Source organism: Gordonia paraffinivorans NBRC 108238, from assembly GCF_000344155.1.
GTDB lineage: Bacteria > Actinomycetota > Actinomycetes > Mycobacteriales > Mycobacteriaceae > Gordonia > Gordonia paraffinivorans.
On sequence record NZ_BAOQ01000017.1, the window covers coordinates 15064 to 31832 of the forward strand.

The 16769-nt window shown below is 70.7% G+C and carries 11 protein-coding genes; 7 read left to right on the forward strand and 4 right to left on the reverse strand.

The genetic code is table 11. From position 1 onward, the window contains the following. Positions 1-69: 69 nt before the first annotated feature. Positions 70-1611, reverse strand: a complete 1542-nt coding sequence (locus GP2_RS09175) for a glycerol-3-phosphate dehydrogenase/oxidase (RefSeq protein ID WP_006900219.1) — start codon at positions 1609-1611, stop codon at positions 70-72. A 13-nt stretch (positions 1612-1624) separates the two neighbouring features. Further along, a complete protein-coding gene (locus GP2_RS09180; RefSeq protein ID WP_006900220.1) occupies positions 1625-2206 on the reverse strand; it encodes a TetR/AcrR family transcriptional regulator in 582 nt (193 codons plus the stop codon). Between the two features lie 44 nt (positions 2207-2250). Between GP2_RS09180 and GP2_RS09185 the strand changes: the two genes are divergently transcribed. Further along, positions 2251-3159 (forward strand): diacylglycerol/lipid kinase family protein, encoded by a 909-nt coding sequence (locus GP2_RS09185; protein ID WP_006900221.1) that lies wholly within the window; start codon positions 2251-2253, stop codon positions 3157-3159. Between the two features lie 7 nt (positions 3160-3166). On the opposite strand, the gene GP2_RS09190 is transcribed toward GP2_RS09185, so the two are convergent. Further along, a complete protein-coding gene (locus GP2_RS09190) occupies positions 3167-4651 on the reverse strand; it encodes a CCA tRNA nucleotidyltransferase (protein ID WP_051997197.1) in 1485 nt (494 codons plus the stop codon). A 192-nt stretch (positions 4652-4843) separates the two neighbouring features. Between GP2_RS09190 and GP2_RS09195 the strand changes: the two genes are divergently transcribed. The 3 genes from GP2_RS09195 to GP2_RS09205 are packed head-to-tail and all read left to right on the forward strand — an operon-like array spanning position 4844 to position 12664. Continuing rightward, positions 4844-6061 carry an NUDIX hydrolase gene (locus GP2_RS09195; RefSeq protein ID WP_040526694.1) on the forward strand — a complete coding sequence of 406 codons (1218 nt, stop codon included), beginning with the start codon at positions 4844-4846 and terminating at the stop codon, positions 6059-6061. After that, positions 6054-8732 carry a DUF6049 family protein gene (locus GP2_RS09200; RefSeq protein WP_006900224.1) on the forward strand — a complete coding sequence of 893 codons (2679 nt, stop codon included), beginning with the start codon at positions 6054-6056 and terminating at the stop codon, positions 8730-8732. Before GP2_RS09195 ends, GP2_RS09200 begins: the two co-directional genes overlap by 8 nt. After that, positions 8729-12664: a murein biosynthesis integral membrane protein MurJ gene (locus tag GP2_RS09205; protein WP_255218606.1), complete on the forward strand. Its 3936-nt coding sequence runs from the start codon at positions 8729-8731 to the stop codon at positions 12662-12664. Before GP2_RS09200 ends, GP2_RS09205 begins: the two co-directional genes overlap by 4 nt. On the opposite strand, the gene GP2_RS09210 is transcribed toward GP2_RS09205, so the two are convergent. Further along, entirely contained in the window at positions 12648-13625 is a 978-nt protein-coding gene (locus GP2_RS09210) for a sterol desaturase family protein (protein ID WP_040526704.1), read from the reverse strand. The two genes, GP2_RS09205 and GP2_RS09210, sit on opposite strands and share 17 nt — an antisense overlap. A gap of 128 nt (positions 13626-13753) precedes the next feature. Between GP2_RS09210 and GP2_RS09215 the strand changes: the two genes are divergently transcribed. The 3 genes from GP2_RS09215 (at position 13754) to GP2_RS09225 (ending at position 16762) form a co-directional block, all read left to right on the forward strand. After that, positions 13754-14506, forward strand: a complete 753-nt coding sequence (locus tag GP2_RS09215) for a TetR/AcrR family transcriptional regulator (RefSeq protein WP_006900227.1) — start codon at positions 13754-13756, stop codon at positions 14504-14506. A gap of 788 nt (positions 14507-15294) precedes the next feature. Then, positions 15295-15870 carry an RNA polymerase sigma factor SigM gene (gene sigM / locus GP2_RS09220; protein WP_006900228.1) on the forward strand — a complete coding sequence of 192 codons (576 nt, stop codon included), beginning with the start codon at positions 15295-15297 and terminating at the stop codon, positions 15868-15870. Positions 15871-16000: 130 nt separating this feature from the next. Beyond that, positions 16001-16762, forward strand: coding sequence for an RsmA family anti-sigma factor (locus GP2_RS09225; protein WP_006900229.1), 762 nt, complete (start codon positions 16001-16003; stop codon positions 16760-16762). The last annotated feature ends 7 nt before the right edge of the window (positions 16763-16769 follow it).

Below are 16769 nucleotides of genomic sequence, written 5' to 3' on the forward strand. Positions count from 1 at the left end.
TAGGGGTTCCGGCCCGGGGCAGGCGGCACGCGCCGCTCGTGGTCCGATCGACGTGTGGCGACGGCTTGGTCAGCCCACCCGGTCCAGCGCGCTCGCCACGATCTCCTCGACCGCGGGCCGTGCGGCCTCGCCATCCCGGGCGACCAGGCCGATGCGCGTGCGCCGGTGCAGGACGTCGTCGGCGTCGAGGGCACCCTCGTGGGTCACCGCGAACTCGACCTCCGCACGGGTGACGTCGATGCCGGGCGCGATCGGATCCAGCGGCCGCTCCACCGTCGCCGCGTCGACGACGGTCGGCGCCTCGCCCCCGAAGCGAGCCACCAGCGATGCGGGCAGGCCCTGCTCGCGGGGATCGCGCAGCGCGCCGACGAGGGGTGTCGTGGTGGTGACGCACTCGGACACCGACAGCGCGGTGGTCGACAGCGCCGCGTCGACGGCGTCCTGCGCCATCCGCCGGTAGGTGGTGAGCTTGCCTCCGACCACCGTCACCAGGCCGTCGCCGCGCACGCGCACGTGATGCCGGCGCGACACGTCGGCCAATCCCTCCGACGACTCGCCGTCGAGCGCGGACGGATCGTGGATGAGCGGCCGCAGACCCGCGAAGGCGCCGATGACGTCGGCGCGGTCGAGCGGTCGGGCGAGTGCGGGGTTGATCGCGTCGAGCAGGAAATCGATCTCGGAGTCGTCGGGCGCCGGGATGTCGGGGATGGGTCCGGGTGCCGCGACATCGGTGAGGCCGATGTAGACCCGTCCCAGCTGGGCCGGCAGCGCGAATACGTAGCGCGACAGCGAATCCCCCAGCGGGACGGTGAGAGCGGCGGTCGGGTTGCCCAGCCGCGCCGCGTCGACGACGAGGTGTGTTCCGCGACTTGGTGAGACGGCGATCGACGAGTCGACGGTCGCCGACCACACGCCGGTCGCGTTGACGACCATGCGCGCGCCGACGTCGAGGCTCTCGCCCGTCCGGAGGTCGGTCAGCGTCGCGCCGCGGCCGTCGACCCGGTCGGCCCGCGTGCGGGTGCAGATCAGTGCGCCGTACGCGGCCGCGGTACGGGCGACCGCCACGACGAGACGGGCGTCGTCGACGAGCCGGCCGTCCGTGGTCGAGATGCCCCCGCGCAGTCCGTCGGGGGCGAGTGCCGGGCACCGCCCCAGGGTCTCCATCACCGACAGCCGCGCCGGCGACGGCAACAGCTCACCCGGTGTTCCGGCGTTGCGCCGCAACACATCTGCCGCTCGCATCCCGAGCAGCATGACCCTGCCGCGGCGGCCGCCGCGATCCGGCAGGATCTGACGCATCGGCGAGATCAGGTGGGGTGCGATCGAGGTCATCAGGTGATGGCGCTCGACGGCGCTCTCGCGGGCGATCCGGACGTCCCCCTTCGCGAGATAGCGCAGGCCGCCGTGGACGAGCTTGCTGCTCCACCGGGACGTGCCGGACGCGAGATCGCCCTGTTCGACGAGCGCCACGCGCAGGCCGCGGGTCACCGCGTCGAGCGCGATCCCGACGCCGGTGATGCCGCCGCCGACGACGAGGAGATCGAGGGGCGCGGCCGGATCGGCGAGCGCCTCGAGGGCCAGCCGGCGGGTGCGGGCGGACAGGGTGGCCATCAGCGTCGCCCGGTCATGCGACCGGCCGGAGGTAGCCGGTGATCGCGTCGTGGAGCTCGGCGCTCCAGCCGTCGGCCAGGATGTCGGAGACGAGGGGCTCCGACTGCAGGAAGGACTGGGCGATCAACAGGACCATCGACGCCATGCGCTTGGCGTCGCCGCGCCGGACCCGCCCCTGCTCCTGGGCGTACGCCAACATGTCGGACAGCGTCGCCAGGACACCCTGCTGGCTGGTGCCCAGGCGTTCGAAGACGTAGGGGGACATCAGGTCTCGCTGTTCTCGCCACAGCGACGAGAGGAGTTCGCTGTCCCGCAGCGCCGAGACCACCTCGATGATCAGGTCGGCCAGGGCGTCGAGATCGGCCGGCGGCCCCGCGTCGCCGACGACCGCGTCGACGATGGAGAGCACCTCGCGCGTCAGCAGGCCGCGCAGGATCTCGGAGATGTCCGGCCAACGCCGGTAGACAGTGGGACGGCTGACCCCGGCCCGCCGTGCCACCTCCGAGACGGTCACCCTGCGACCGCCGCTGCGGAGCAGGCATTCCCGCGCCGCGTCCAGTACGAGATCGCCGATCTCTCCGTTACGGATTGACATGATGTGTAAAACTGTAACGGATCACACAACCGGCGGGGGGCTGGATGACCATCCGACACGCCACGATCGTGGCCAGCCCATATGCCAGGCACGGCACGGGCCTGCGACTCGCGCATCGTGCTGCCGATCTCCTGCGCGCCCACGGCGTGGAGGTGGAGGTGATCGTCGGCGAGGACATCGCCGACGCAGCCGAACGCGCCGGCAAGGCCGCCAGGGCAGACACCGACGTCCTGGTGATCGCCGGCGGCGACGGAACCGTCCGCCTCACCGTGGAGGCCGCCTACGGCTCCGGGAAACCCCTCGCCGTCATCCCCGCGGGCAGCGGCAACGACTTCGCCCGCAACCTGGGGATCCCCCTCGACGTCGACTCTGCCGTGCAGGTCGTCCTCGACGGACACCGGGAACCGGTCGACCTCGGACGCGTCACCTTCGCCAACGGCCGCACCGCCCTGTTCAGCACGGTCGCCGCCACCGGATTCGACGCCGCGGTGACCGCGCGCGCCAACGAGATGCGGTGGCCCAAGGGACAGGCCCGGTACACGCTCGCGGCCCTGCTGGAGCTCATCGGGCTACGGCCGCACCACTACCAGGTGCGCGTCGACGACACGACGATCGAGGACGACCTCGTCTTCGCCGCCATCGGCAACACCACCTCCTACGGCGGGGGCATGCGGATCACGCCGAAGGCCACGGTGTCCGACGGGCTGCTCGACATCACGCTCGCTCGGACCCCCGCCCGGCTTCCGCGGCTCACGCTGGCCCGGGTGTTCCCGAAGGTGTTCACCGGCAAGCACGTCGACCACCCGCTGGTGCGGACACTCCGGGGCGCCGAGATCGAGCTGTACAGCGATCCCCCCGCGCTCGTGTCGGTCGACGGCGACCTCGTCGGCGGACTGCCGGCGGTCCTCGAGGCGGTCCCTCGGGCGATCGAGGTGTTCACCCCCGCCCGGTGAGCAGGCGTCAGCCCTGGTTCTCGGGGCGCGCGGCCCACCATTCCCGCAACGCCTGCTCGGCCTCCTCCGGGCTGAGCGGCCCGCGGTCGAGGCGGAGTTCCTTGAGGTACCGCCACGCCTGGCCCACGATCGGGCCCGGCGGCACGCCCAGGAGTTCCATGATCGCGTTGCCGTCGAGGTCGGGACGGACCTTCTCCAGGTCCTCCTTCGCCTTCAGGTCCGCGATGCGCTTCTCGAGGTTGTCATAGTTCTGCTGCAGCCGGCGGGCACGCCGCTTGTTGCGGGTCGTGCAGTCGGCGCGGACCAGCTTGTTCAGCCGGTCGAGCAGGTGCCCGGCGTCGTTGACGTAGCGGCGCACCGCCGAATCCGTCCAGGCGCCGTCGCCGTAACCGTGGAACCGGAGGTGCAGGAACACCAGGTCCGCCACGTCCGAGACGACCGCCTTCGGGTACTTCAGCGCGCGCATGCGTTTGCGCACCATCTTCGCGCCGACGACCTCGTGGTGGTGGAAGCTCACGCCGCCGCCGGGCTCGTGGCGTCGGGTGGCGGGCTTGCCGATGTCGTGCAGCAGCGCCGCCCAGCGCAGGACGAGGTCGGGATCACCGTCCTCGAGGTCGATCGCCTGCTTCAGCACGGTCAGCGAGTGCTGGTAGACGTCCTTGTGCTGGTGGTGCTCGTCGATGGTCAGCTTCATGCCGGGGATCTCCGGCATGATGTGCTCGGCCAGCCCGGTCTCGACCATCGCGTCGATGGCCTCGAGCGGGTGCTCGCCGCAGATCAGCTTGTCGAGTTCGGCGCGGACGCGCTCGGCGGTGATGCGCTCGATCTCGTCGTTCATCTCGGTGATCGCCTGCCACACGCGGGGAGCGAGCTCGAAGCCGAGCTGGGAGATGAAGCGGACGGCGCGCAGCATGCGCAGCGGGTCGTCGCCGAAGGACTGCTCCGGCGTCGCCGGCGTGTCGATGACGCCGGCGAGCAGCGCGCTCATGCCGTCGAGGGGATCGCAGAAGTCCTCGGCGCCCTTCGGGCCGATCCGGACCGCCATCGCGTTGACCGTGAAGTCGCGCCGCACCAGGTCGTCTTCGAGGGTGTCGCCGAAGGTGACCTCCGGGTTGCGGCTCACCTGGTCGTAGGTGTCGGCGCGGAAGGTCGTGATCTCGATGAGGTGTTCGCCCTTGCGGACCCCGACGGTCCCGAACTCGATGCCGACGTCCCAGAACGCGTCGGCCCACCCCTTCAGCAGACGCGTGACCTGTTCGGGGCGCGCGTCGGTGGTGAAGTCGAGGTCGTTGCCCAGGCGGCCGAGCACGGCGTCGCGCACCGAACCGCCGACCAGGTACAACTCGTGGCCCGCCGACGCGAAGAGCTCACCGAGGGGAGCCAGGACGTCGTCGAGCTCCCGGAGCGCGATCGCCGCGGCGGCCAGCAGCCGCACCCTGCGGTCCGGATCCGACGCCGCCGGTCGTGCATCCGACGGAGAAGAGTCATTCACGGCTTGTCACCCTACCGTCGTCGACCTCGCCACCAAGACGCCCTGGACGGCTCCGGCACGCGACCGCGTCCTCGGTGGTCGCCGTGTCCGGTCCCACGCGGCGGACCATCCGCCCGCGCGCGGTTTCCACATCCGCGCCGTACTAGTAGGCGTCCGGGCAAACAGCAGGTGACCAGCCGCTAGCATCGTGGAGTGTCCACCGATTCCTCGACCAACCCTTCAGACGTGAGTGACGTCTCGTCGGGTTCGCGTGGCGAAAACGGCGGACAAGCAGGTCAGAGCGCATCCGCCCAGGGGCGACGGACGCGGCGGGGCCGTCGTCGGCGAGGCCGGCGCAAGGGCGACGGAGGCGCGAACACCACCAACGGTCGCACCGTCGACCCGAAACAGCCCGCTCACGCGAAGAAGCCGGGCGGCGGCCGCTCCGATCAGGCCGGTCACAAGGCCGGCGCCCACAAGCAGGGCGGCCCCGGAGCCGCGCCCGCGCCGCACAAGCAGCACAACCCGGCGTCGCAGCCCGCTCCCACGACCGGCCGCCCGACCCCGAACGACCTCGTCCGCGCCCGGACGAACGACCCCGCGCGCCCGGATCCGGTCGAGGCGGAATCGGTGGAGAAGCTCCCGGTCGATCCCGACCGCGCGCGCCCGCGGGTGACGCCGCCCAAGCCGTCCGACATGGCGGCGGTCCCAGCGACCATCACCACCAAGGGCCTCGCCAAGAGCGGATCCAAGGCCGCGGGCAAGGGCAGGCGTCGGGGACGGCCCGAACGCCCGGGCGGCGAACGCTCCACCGACAAGCTGCGCACCGTGCGCGAGACCTCGGCCGGCGGCCTGGTCATCTCCGACCTCGGACTGCCGATCGACGAGCTGTCCGCAGCTCTCATCGGACGGGTGGACCGTCGCGGCCGGATGATGTGGTCGCTGCCCAAGGGCCACATCGAGACCGGCGAGACCGCCGAGCAGACCGCGATCCGAGAGGTCGAGGAGGAGACCGGCATCCAGGGCACCGTCGTGGCGCCGCTCGGCAAGATCGACTACTGGTTCGTCAGCGAGGGCCGCCGCATCCACAAGACGGTGCACCACTATCTGCTGCGGTGCGTCGGCGGCGAACTCTCCGACGCCGACTACGAGGTCAGCGAGGTCGCGTGGGTGCCGTTGTCCGAGTTGCCCCGTCGTCTCACGTACTCTGACGAACGGCGACTCGCCCGGATGGCCCGCGGTGTGATCGCCGAGCTCGCCGCCGACCCGAACCGGCTGGCCCAGTCCGAGGCCGAGAGCATTCGCACCGAACCCAACGCCTATGAGAAAGCCGCCGCCGCGCGCAACCAGCGTCGCAACGAGCCACTGCCCCCGGCTCGTCCGCGCCGGCGCCGTCGCCGTCCCCGTCGGCCCGCGGCGGGCGATGGCTGAGTCCCGGCTGAGGGTCGCCACCGCACTCGCCGCCGTCCTGGGCGTGCTCGTTCTCCTCATGCTGCCCGCGACGGCCGGGCCGGCCTCCGCGGCCCCCGAGACCACCACCTCCGGTCCGGCGGGTTCCGACGCCGAGGCCCCGTCGCGGTTCGCGCGCATCGACATCGACTCGATGACGCCGTCGATCGTCACCACGACGAGCCGCCCGGTGGTCAGCGTCAGCGGACGCGTGGAGAACATCGGCGACCGCTCGATCAGCAACCTGACCATCCGGCTCGAACGCGGCGACCCGATCGCGTCCGCGTCCGGGCTGCGCACCGAGCTCGCCGACGACGACCCGGCGGTCGCGGTCGCCGGGCCCTTCGAGGAACTCACCGACTCCCTCGAGCCCGGCGAGAGCATCCAGTTCCAGATGTCGATGCCGCTGTCGGACGGGCCCGACGCCACCGTGCCGGGACTCGGCATCTCCCGGACCGGCGTCTATCCGGTGCAGGTGAACGTCAACGGCAAGCCGGACTACGGCGGCATCGCGCAGGTCGCCGGGTCGCGGATGCTCCTGCCCGTGCTGTCGCTGCCGCCCGACGAGAACCGCGCGCGAGACTACGTCGACCCGACCGCGGGTGAGGCGGGTCCCGGCGGCGCACCCGGCCTCGGACCGGACGGCTCGGTGTCGGCGAACCTGTCCAGCCCCGCCCGGATGACCCTGCTCTGGCCGCTGGCCGCCCCGCCGCAGCTGGCACCCGGGGTGCTCGGCGGCAACACCGAACCCGTCCGGCTGGTCAGCGACGACCTCGCGCGCTCGCTGAAGGCGGGCGGACGGCTGAGCGAGCTGCTCACCGCACTGCAGAGGGTCGTCGGCGCGCCGCCCTCGGAGACCGTCGGTCCCGCCTCGGAGGCCCCGTCGGCCGAGACCTCCGCCGAACGATCCCCGGGAACCGCGCTGCCCGGCTCGGAGAAGCTCGCCGAGAGCATGTGCCTGGCGGTCGATCCCGACCTGCTGGTCACGGTCCGCGCGATGTCGCTCGGGTACGAGGTGTCGGACAATCCGGCCGACCCCACGTCGTCGACGCGACCCGGCACCGGCGCCGAGGCCGCGGCCCGCTGGCTCGACACCCTGCGCTGGACCGCGGGACGGATGTGCGTGGTCGCACTCCCGTTCGCCCAGGCCGACCTGACCTCGCTGGCGCGGATCGGGAACCCCGGCCTCGGCGCGGCCGCACTGCAGACCCCGTCGGACGTCGTGGACGCGATCCTCGGCGTCAAGAGCGTCCGCGGTCTGTCGATCCCCGCGCTCGGCGCGATCGACGCCGCCGGCGCCGGGGTCCTCGAACAGGCGCGGGTCCAGGCGACGGCCGTCGCCTCGAGCTCCCTCACCCCGACCGGCCGCCGCGACCAGTCGGGCCGCTACCGCATCGGCGGCCTCGCCGCCCAGACCTACGAGGCGCCCATCACCGCGGCTTTCGCCGCGCTGGGCACGGTTCCGCGCACACCCGCCCTGACCCCGCCGTCGCAGCGCGTGGATCTCGCCGACGAGTCGATCGGCAGCCGCCGTCAGACCGCGGTGGCCGCACTCGCGTACCCGGCGATCTCCGCGCCGCGCGCCGACCAGCCGGACGACACCGACCGGCGCGAACCGATCGTCGGCCGGTCCGCATTCCTCATGCCGTCGACCTACTGGTCCCCGACGATCGGCGACTCCGAGGCCCTGTTCGCCACCGCCCGCCTGCTGCTGGAGTCCGGTGCGGCCACCCCGACCCCGCTGACCGCCGTCGTCGGCGAGCTCGACGCCGCACGGGAGTCGGCCCGGCTCACCGATCCACCCGGCATCGGACCGGTCGGCCGCGTGGGTTCGGCGCTGACCTCCGAGGCGACCGATGCGATCCGCCGGAACGTCGAGGACAGCTGGCAGTTCGAGGGTGCGCTCATGCGGGCCGCCGACGTGGCGGCGACCCCCGCGCGGTACATGTCGCCGCTGCGGGAGGACCAGTTGCGCGCGATCCGATCGCCGGACAGCGCCGGCTCGGCCGTCTACACGCAACTGCGCCGGCAGCAGGAGGAGCGCATCCGGGCGGTGGCGTCCACCCTGCACCGCATGACGCGTTCGGTGAACATCCTCGATCCCGGCGGGCGGTACACCCTGGCGTCCGAACGCAGTCCGGTGCTGCTAGCGGTCCGCAACGACCTCGCGCTGCCCGTGCGCGCCCGGCTCGGCATCTCCGCCCCCGAGGGCGTCGAGATCGGCGACCTCGGCGTGATCGAGATCCCGGCCCGCGGCACCCGCCAGATCCAGCTGCCCACCCGGGGCGACAGCTCCGAGGCCGTCACCATCGACATCCGGCTGGACACGGTCACCGGCGTGCCGCTCGGCGACCCGATCAGCCTGCAGGTGCACACCAACGCCTACGGCAAGCCGCTCTTCTACATCACGATCGCGGCGGGCGTGGCGCTGATCCTGCTGACCGCACGCCGCCTGTGGCACCGATTCCGCGGCCAGCCCGACCCCGCCGACGCCGACCGCCCGGAGCCCGACGAGCTCGAACGCATGCTGGCCGGGAGCGGGTACCAAGAGCGACGCCGTACCCTTCAAGGCGAGGGTGCTCCACCCGGCGAGGATGCCGGGACCGAGCCCCACGACCCACGACGATCCGAGGACGGCGGAAGCAGCACGTGAACTGGAACGATGAGCCGCGGGCACCGCGGCCGGGCACACCCGGAGGGGTGCCGCCCCAGCGTCCGGATCGCGCTGCCCCGCGTCGGGTCCCGCCGAGCCCCGGGCCCCGCCACGCCCGTGGGTCCGTTCCACCGCCTGCCGCCGGTCCGTCGCCGGATCCCGGTCGTGGACCCGAGGGCGGGGTCCGGGTCGAGCCGCGGGCGGATCGGCCGGGCCGGATCGACGAGACCCGCTACCGCCAACGCCACAGCGGCGAGACCGACGCCGTCGACTCCCGCGCGTCGCGCAACGCCGGCGACGAGGAGGCCTCGCCGACGGGTCTGGCCCGCGACTCCGACTCGAGCATCCTGCGCACCAGCGGCTCGATCGCGATCGCGACCCTGTTCAGCCGGATCACCGGCTTCCTGCGCACCGTCCTGATCCTGGCGATGCTGGGTTCGGGGATCGCCTCGGCGTTCCAGGCCGCCGACGTGCTGCCGAACATGATCGCCGAGGTCGTCCTCGGTGCGGTGCTGACGGCGATCGTCATCCCGCTGCTCGCGCGCGCCGAGGCCGAGGACCCCGACGGCGGACAGGGCTTCATCAACCGGATCTTCACGATCACCGTCGTCGTCCTCGGGACGGCGACGGTCTTCGCGGTGATCGCGGCGCCGGCACTCACCTACATGAACCTCGGCGACGGACAGGTCAACCGGGACCTGTCCACACACCTCGCCTACCTGCTGTTGCCCGAGATCCTCTTCTACGGCCTCTCGGCGCTGTTCATCGCGATCCTCAACGTTCGCGGCCTGTTCAAACCCGGTGCGTGGGCGCCCGTGCTCAACAACGTCGTGCAGATCACGACGCTGGTGCTGTACGCGCTCGTGCCCGGCGAGATCACGCTCAACCCCGTCCGGATGAGCGATCCGCAGCTGCTCGTGCTCGGCGTCGGCTGCACGCTGGGTGTCGTCCTGCAGGCGATGGTCCTGGTCCCGTTCCTGAAGAAGGCGGGCGTGCACCTGCGGCTGGAGTGGGGCATCGACGCGCGCCTGCGCCAGTTCGGCAACATGGCCGTGGCGATCGTCGCGTACGTGGCGCTGCTGCAGGTCGGCCTGGTCGCCACCTACCGGATCGCCTCGTCGGCCGAGGCGTCGGGCGTGTCCATCTACTTCACCCACTGGCAGCTGCTGCAGCTGCCCTACGGCGTGCTCGGCGTGACGATCCTGACCGCGATCATGCCCCGGCTGTCGCGCAACGCCGCCGCCGACAACGCGAAGGCCGTGGTCGACGACCTCTCGCTGGCCACCCGCCTGACGATGGTCGCGCTGGTGCCGGTGGTGTCGTTCATGACGTTCTTCGGACCGGCCATCGCGATCGCGGTGTTCAACTTCGGCCGGTTCGAGGCCGCGGACGCCAACCAGCTGGGTTCGGTGCTCGCGTGGGGCGCGTTCACGCTGATCCCGTACTCGATGACGTTGGTCCAGCTGCGCGTCTTCTACGCGCGGGAGGACGCCTGGACCCCGACGTTCATCGCCCTCGGCATCACCGTGGTCAAGGTCGGCTCGTCGTACCTGGGCCCGGTGCTCTTCGACAACCCGTCCAACGTCGTGCGCTGGCTCGCGCTCTCGAACGGCCTCGGGTACCTCGTCGGCGCGATCGTCGGCCACTTCCTGCTGCGCAGTCGCCTCGGCGGCGCACGCATGACGAACGTCGTCCGCACGACGCTGGTGACGTTCGCGGTGTCGATCGGCGTCTCGGCGACGGTGTGGTTCGTCGCGAAGACCACCGGGCTCGACGGGATGATCGGCTGGGCGGGCAAGCTCGGCTCGCTGATCTACCTCGCCCTCACCGCCGCGGTGGTGCTGGCCGTGACCTACGCCGGCCTGGCCGCCGCCCAGGTGCCCGACGTGGTCGCCATCGGCAACTCGGTGCGCCGCGTCCTCGGCCGCTTCATCCCTGCGCTCGCCCCGCCGCCGGAGCCGGAACGCGAACAGTCCCCGGCGATCACAGTTGCATTTCCGCGGGTCTCTGCCGACGAATCGCTCCCGTACTCTGGTCAGGTACAGGTGCTTCGCCGCTTCGACCGGGGAACCGCGACGTGGCAGTCCTACTCGGTACACACCGGTGGTGCCATCGGTGCCGGCCGGGGTCCGCGTCCCATCCCACCGCGCGCACCGGTTCCGCGTGACATCAGATACCGGAGGAAAGGAGTCCGTCGCGTGAGTGACAGCGAGTTCGACACGACTGCAGCCGTCGGGTCGCCCGCCGATTCCGGCCCAGGCAGCACGTCCGGTCATTCACCCACCGACGTCCAGCCTCCCGAGAACCCGGTCCACGCCAACCCCGCCACCGAAGCGACCGGTGCGCCGACGCCGCCCGTCCCGCCGCGCCGCGTGCGTCCGCGCGGACCCCGCCTCGTGCCCGGCGCGGTGGTGGCCGGTGGCCGCTACCGACTCCTCGAGCGGCACGGCGGCTCGCGCGGTCTGCAGTTCTGGCGGGCGCTCGACATCAACCTCGACCGCGAGGTCGCCCTGACCTTCGTCGACGCCGAGCAGCTGGCGCCGCCGCCGGAGCCCGGCCAGGAGATCAGGCCCACCGATCAGGGCCCGCAGGCCGTGCTCACCCGCACCCTGCGACTCGGCCAGATCACCCACGACGGTGTCGCGCGCGTCCTCGACGTCGTGCGCGGCTCGTCGGGCGGCATCGTGGTCGCCGAGTGGGTGCCGGGGTCCTCGCTCGCGGAGGTCGCGCGGACGAAGCCGTCGCCGATCGGTGCGGCGCGGGCCGTGCGTTCGCTGGCCGCGGCCGCCGAGATCGCTCATCGTTCCGGTGGGGCGCTGTCGATCGATCACCCGGACCGCATCCGCATCAGCCACGACGGCAACGCCGTGCTGGCCTTCCCCGGAACACTTGCCGGCGACGACAAGGCCTCCGACGTCCGCGGACTCGGAGCCGTCCTCTACGCGCTGCTGCTGAACCGGTGGACCCTCGACCCGGAGACCGGTTCGCGACTCATCACGACCGACGACGTCACCGAGCCCGTCGGCGGGATCCCGGTGGCCGAGCCCGGAGACGACGGCCGCCCCCGCGAACCCCGCGCCGTCGACCCCGAGATCCCCTTCGAGATCTCCGCCGTGGCCGCCCGCGCACTCGACGGAACCCGCGGCATCCGCACCGCGGCGACGGTCCAGCACGTCCTCGACCAGGCAACCGTCGTCGACCTGAACACGGACATGCTGCCGGCGATCACCGACGCCGACGCGGCTCCTCCGGTCTCGGTGACACCGCGGATCGGCAGCAACGAGGGCTCGCCGAAGCGACGCAACACCGCACTGCTCATCGGTGCCGGGCTGCTCGCGATCTTCGTGGTCATCGCGCTGATCGTCGGGGCGACCAACGTCTTCGGGGGCGATGAGGGCTCCAGCGACATCGACTCGATCATCCCGACCTCGGAGCCGGCTCCGGCCGGTCAGCCGGCACCCGGGGCCGATGCACCCACGGCCGGACCGACCCAGGAGATCCCGCTCCAGGCGGTGAGCGTCCTCGACTTCTCGGCGCAGACCCCGGACAACCCCGCCAACGTGGCGAACGTGATCAGCGGGCAGGTGCCGGTGTGGCAGACCGACAACTATCGGGGCCGGCCCGACTTCGGCGGCCTCAAGCAGGGCCTGGGGCTGATGTTCGATCTCGGCGCCGAGCGTCCGGTGAAGTCGGTGACCATCGACAGCCCGACGCCGGGATTCGATGTGGAGATCCGGACCTCGCCGAGCGCGACGCCCGCCTTCGCCCGCACGACGCCGGTCGCCGCCGCACGTGTCGATTCCGACTCGAAGACCATCGAGCTCGCCGAGCCCGCGACCTCCCGGTACGTGATGGTGTGGATCACCTCGCTGCCGGAGTCGCCGAACGGCGGCTACCAGGCGCAGATCTCCAAGGTCACGATGGAGGGCTGACGAGCTTCTCGTCGGCTCTCCCGGCATCGGTGTCCCGGGACTCGGTCTTCTCGCCGCGGGCCGCCGCCTCGGTGTCGGGGCGGGTGGCGTTCTCGGGCGTCCACCCGGGCGGACCGAGGATGTAGCCGAGGCGTGCGCGCCAGGTGTCGGCGGCCTTCACGTCGCGGGCGATCGACACGTACTCGTGGGTCTCGAGCGTCCAGATGTTGTAGGTGTCGATCGGTTTCGTCAGCCCGTAACGGGGGCGATGGCGCTCCGGGGTGAACGAGCCGAAGATCCGGTCGAAGATGATGAACACGCCACCGTAGTTGCGGTCGAGGTACTCCGGGTCCGAGCCGTGGTGGACGCGGTGATGCGACGGGGTGTTGAACACGAATTCGAAAGGCGCCCACATCTTCCCAATGTGCTCGGTGTGAATCCAGAACTGGTAGATCAGATTCAGCGAGTAGGCGAAGAAGACCAGGGCGGGCGGTACGCCCAACAGGGGGAGCGGCAGCCACATCACGATGGCGGCGCTGATGTTCCACTTCTGCCGCAGCGCGGTCGCGAAGTTGAAGTACTCGCTGGAGTGGTGCGCCTGATGCGTGGCCCACACGATTCGGACACGGTGCGAGATCCGGTGGGTCCAGTAGTAGAGGAAGTCCACGCCGACGAAGGCGATCACCCACGAGTACCACTTGTCCATCGGCAGGTGCCACGGCGCGAGGTAGGCGAAGATCGCGGTGTAGGCGAGGAGGCCGAGAATCTTCCAGAACGCACTGGTGAAGATCGAGACGACGCCCATCAGCACGCTGGCCCGGGCATCCCGGGTCTCGTAGGCGCCGGGTGCGGGCCCATCCTTCTCGTGGTCGTCGTGCTCGAGTTTCGCCGCGGCGAACCACTCGATCGCCAGCATGGTCAAGAAGAAGGGGATCGCGAGCACGGTCGGCTCGCGCATGGGATCCGGCAGCAGCTCCAGCACCGTCCACACCTCTCGAACTATCTGACACGGGGGCATGTCAGTTTGGTTCTGACAAGCTATCGTGTCAGAAGTCGTCCTGTAAAGAGTTCGCTCGACGGAGAGCAGTCCGTCGTCGGAGGGGAGTACCCGTGGTCGTGCCGACATCCGCCAGCTCGGAGACGGCCACGACCGCGTCGACCCCGGCATCGGCGCCGACCGACACATCGAGCCGCGGGCGGCGGTACGGGGGAGTAGACCCGGACGAACGCCGGGCCCGCCGGCGCAGTGCACTCGTCGCCGGCGGCCTGGAGGTGTTCGGGACCGAGGGATACGCGCGGGCCTCGGTGAAGAGCATCTGCGAGCAGGCGGGCCTCACCCAGCGGTACTTCTACGAATCCTTCTCCGACCGCGCCGATCTCCTCGTCGCGGTATACGACGACTGCGTCCGGCACGCACGAAAGGCGACGCTGGCCGCCGCCGCGGAATTTCTCGACGGTGAGGCCGACCTCGGCGACGTCGAGTCGGGCATCGAGCCGACACGTATCCCGGAGGCGGCGCGCGCCACGCTCGGCGCGTTCATGCACGCCCTCGCCGACGACAGCCGACGTGCCCGGGTGATGCTGGTCGAGGTCGTGGGTGTCTCACCCGAGATCGAACGGGTCCGGATGCGTGCGATCCACGACTGGGCCGATCTCGTCCTCACCCTCGCCCGGGGGAATCGTCCGCCGACCTCCAAGCAGCGTCTGGCTTCGGTCGGACTCGTCGGCGCGGTGACCCAGCTGATGGTCGATTGGTACGTCGCCGGACAAGGTGAATCGGACATCGCCCGTGAGCCTCTCGACGACGTCCTCGACGTCTGCGTCGAACTGTTCGTCGCCGCACACGGCCGCTTGCTGACCTGACGCCGGGTGTCGTTCACCGGCTGTCCTGACCCGGGACGCCCTCGCCCGGTTCACGACATTCGTGCAGAGATGGATTGTTGAATCATCAATCCGTTCAACAGATTTGAATGTCGAACGGGGGACGCTCCGCGTGGCCGACGGGCACGAAGGACCTCGTAGGGTCTCGCCGATATTGCTGATCCTCGTGCTGACAACAGCTTTCAGGATTGCGGTGACTCCTGGGCGATCCACGATGTCGGCTGGACCACCCGCCGGTCGTGGATCGACAGCTCGATCATGTGCCGACAGGCGATTTTCGTTGCGATGTCGATGATTTCACGGCGTAGTCGATGCGCAGCGGTAGGAATGCACAGCACCAGAGTGGTTTTCGGCGCGCGAACCGGACCCGGGTGCGAACTGCAACGTGCGATACCAGCCGCTCGCGCGACCGGCGGTTCGATCCGCCGGCACGGGAACCCGAACCACGACGTTCGCGAATGGAATCCACCGCGTCGAGTCCGCCGACGAGATCTCCCGCCGCCGAGGCCGCTCGCCGCCGAGCGGATGTCACGCCACGGAACGTGTTCGGCGGGATCGTCGCGACACCGTGAAAGGCACCGCGGAGATGGCTAGCCACGAAGGCCATACAGTCGTCTTCGAACACCCCATGTCCCCAGAATCGGTGACACCATAACCGAGGGCATCGCGTCGATGGCTTTGCGACAGAACGTTGTCCACACTTCTGCCGCCATTGTTCACAATCGGTCGCCTGTCGCCGGCCGCCCTGACTTCTCGGTTAGTCTCAGCGAATGGCCGGGGGGACAGAAGCAGTGGATCTGCGCACCGACGAGCAATTGCTACGCGCTCACGCAGCGGGCGATCAACACGCATTCACCGATCTGATCAACCGGCATATCGACTATCTCTGGTCGGTCGCCCTCCGAACCAGTCGCAACCCGGAGGACGCGGCCGACGGGCTGCAGGATGCGCTGCTCGCCGCCCACCGCACGGCAGCCGACTTCCGGTCCGACGCGAAGGTCACGAGCTGGCTGCATCGCATCGTGGTGAACGCCTGTCTCGACCGGATCCGGCGCAACAACGCTCGCCGGACGATCCCGCTGCCGGAGTGGGATGACCTGTCGATCGCCGACCCCACCGACGAGATCTCGTCCATCGATCTGTCGGTGTCCATCGGACGGGCGTTGCACGTGCTCCCGAAGGGGCAGCGCCAGGCGATCGTCGCCGTCGACATCGAGGGTTACTCGGTGGCCGAGGCCGCGACACTGCTCGGCGTGGCCGAGGGAACCATCAAGAGCCGATGCGCCCGCGGGCGTCTCCGGCTGGCGCAGGTGCTCGGACATCTGCGAGCACCGGACGACTCGTAATCTTCTCCGCTACAGAAAACTCCGCGAAAACGCAGATTCCAGGGAACCGGATCGGCACCGCGTGCGTCCAAGTACCGAGAACACACCGACGAGCCACCGCCGCCCGAATCCGGAATGGAAGACTGAGACCATGACCCCGCGGGGAACTGACGACGCCGACTTCGGTGAACGACCCGAGCCCCCGTACTCGGCGGAGACACTCGCCGACTTCCACGCCGGACTACTGTCCGCGCGAGCTGCCGAGCACATCCGCTCTCGGATCCAGGACGATCCCGAGGCCCAGCGGATCCTGGCGGCGCTCGACCGGACCGTCGACGACCTGAGAGGCCTGCCGCCCGAACCGGCCTCCATCCCTGACTCGGTGCGCTCCGGCATCCAGGCGACCCTGTCCTCTCTGCCCGCATGTCCACAGGGCACGACTCCCGCGCCCGAGGCCATCCCGGCACCCGTCGACCTCGATACCCGACGGCGCAGCCGCGTCCTGTCGATGCTGCTCGCGGCTGCCGCGGTCGTGGTCGTCGCCGCGGGCACGTTCGGCCTCGTCCGCCAGATGTCGCCGACCACCGACCCGGCGCCATCCACCCTGGCCCAGCCCACCTCACCCGCAGACACGCTCGACCCGGGTTCCTCGGCCTCGGCGCTGTCGGTGATCGGACGCCAGGACGGCGCTCCATTCGGTTCGGTCGCCGCGCTCCGGCGCTGCACCGCCGCCCACCTCGTCCCCGCCCAGGTCGCCGTCGTCGGCTCCGGGCAGATCACCTACCAGGGCAGACCCGCCGCGGCGATCCTGCTGTCGACCGGTGTGGCAGGCCTGTTCGACGCGCTCATCGTCGGACTCGACTGCGACACCGACACCCCGTCGCTGCTGGCGCGCGGAACCATCGGCGGCTGACGCTTGG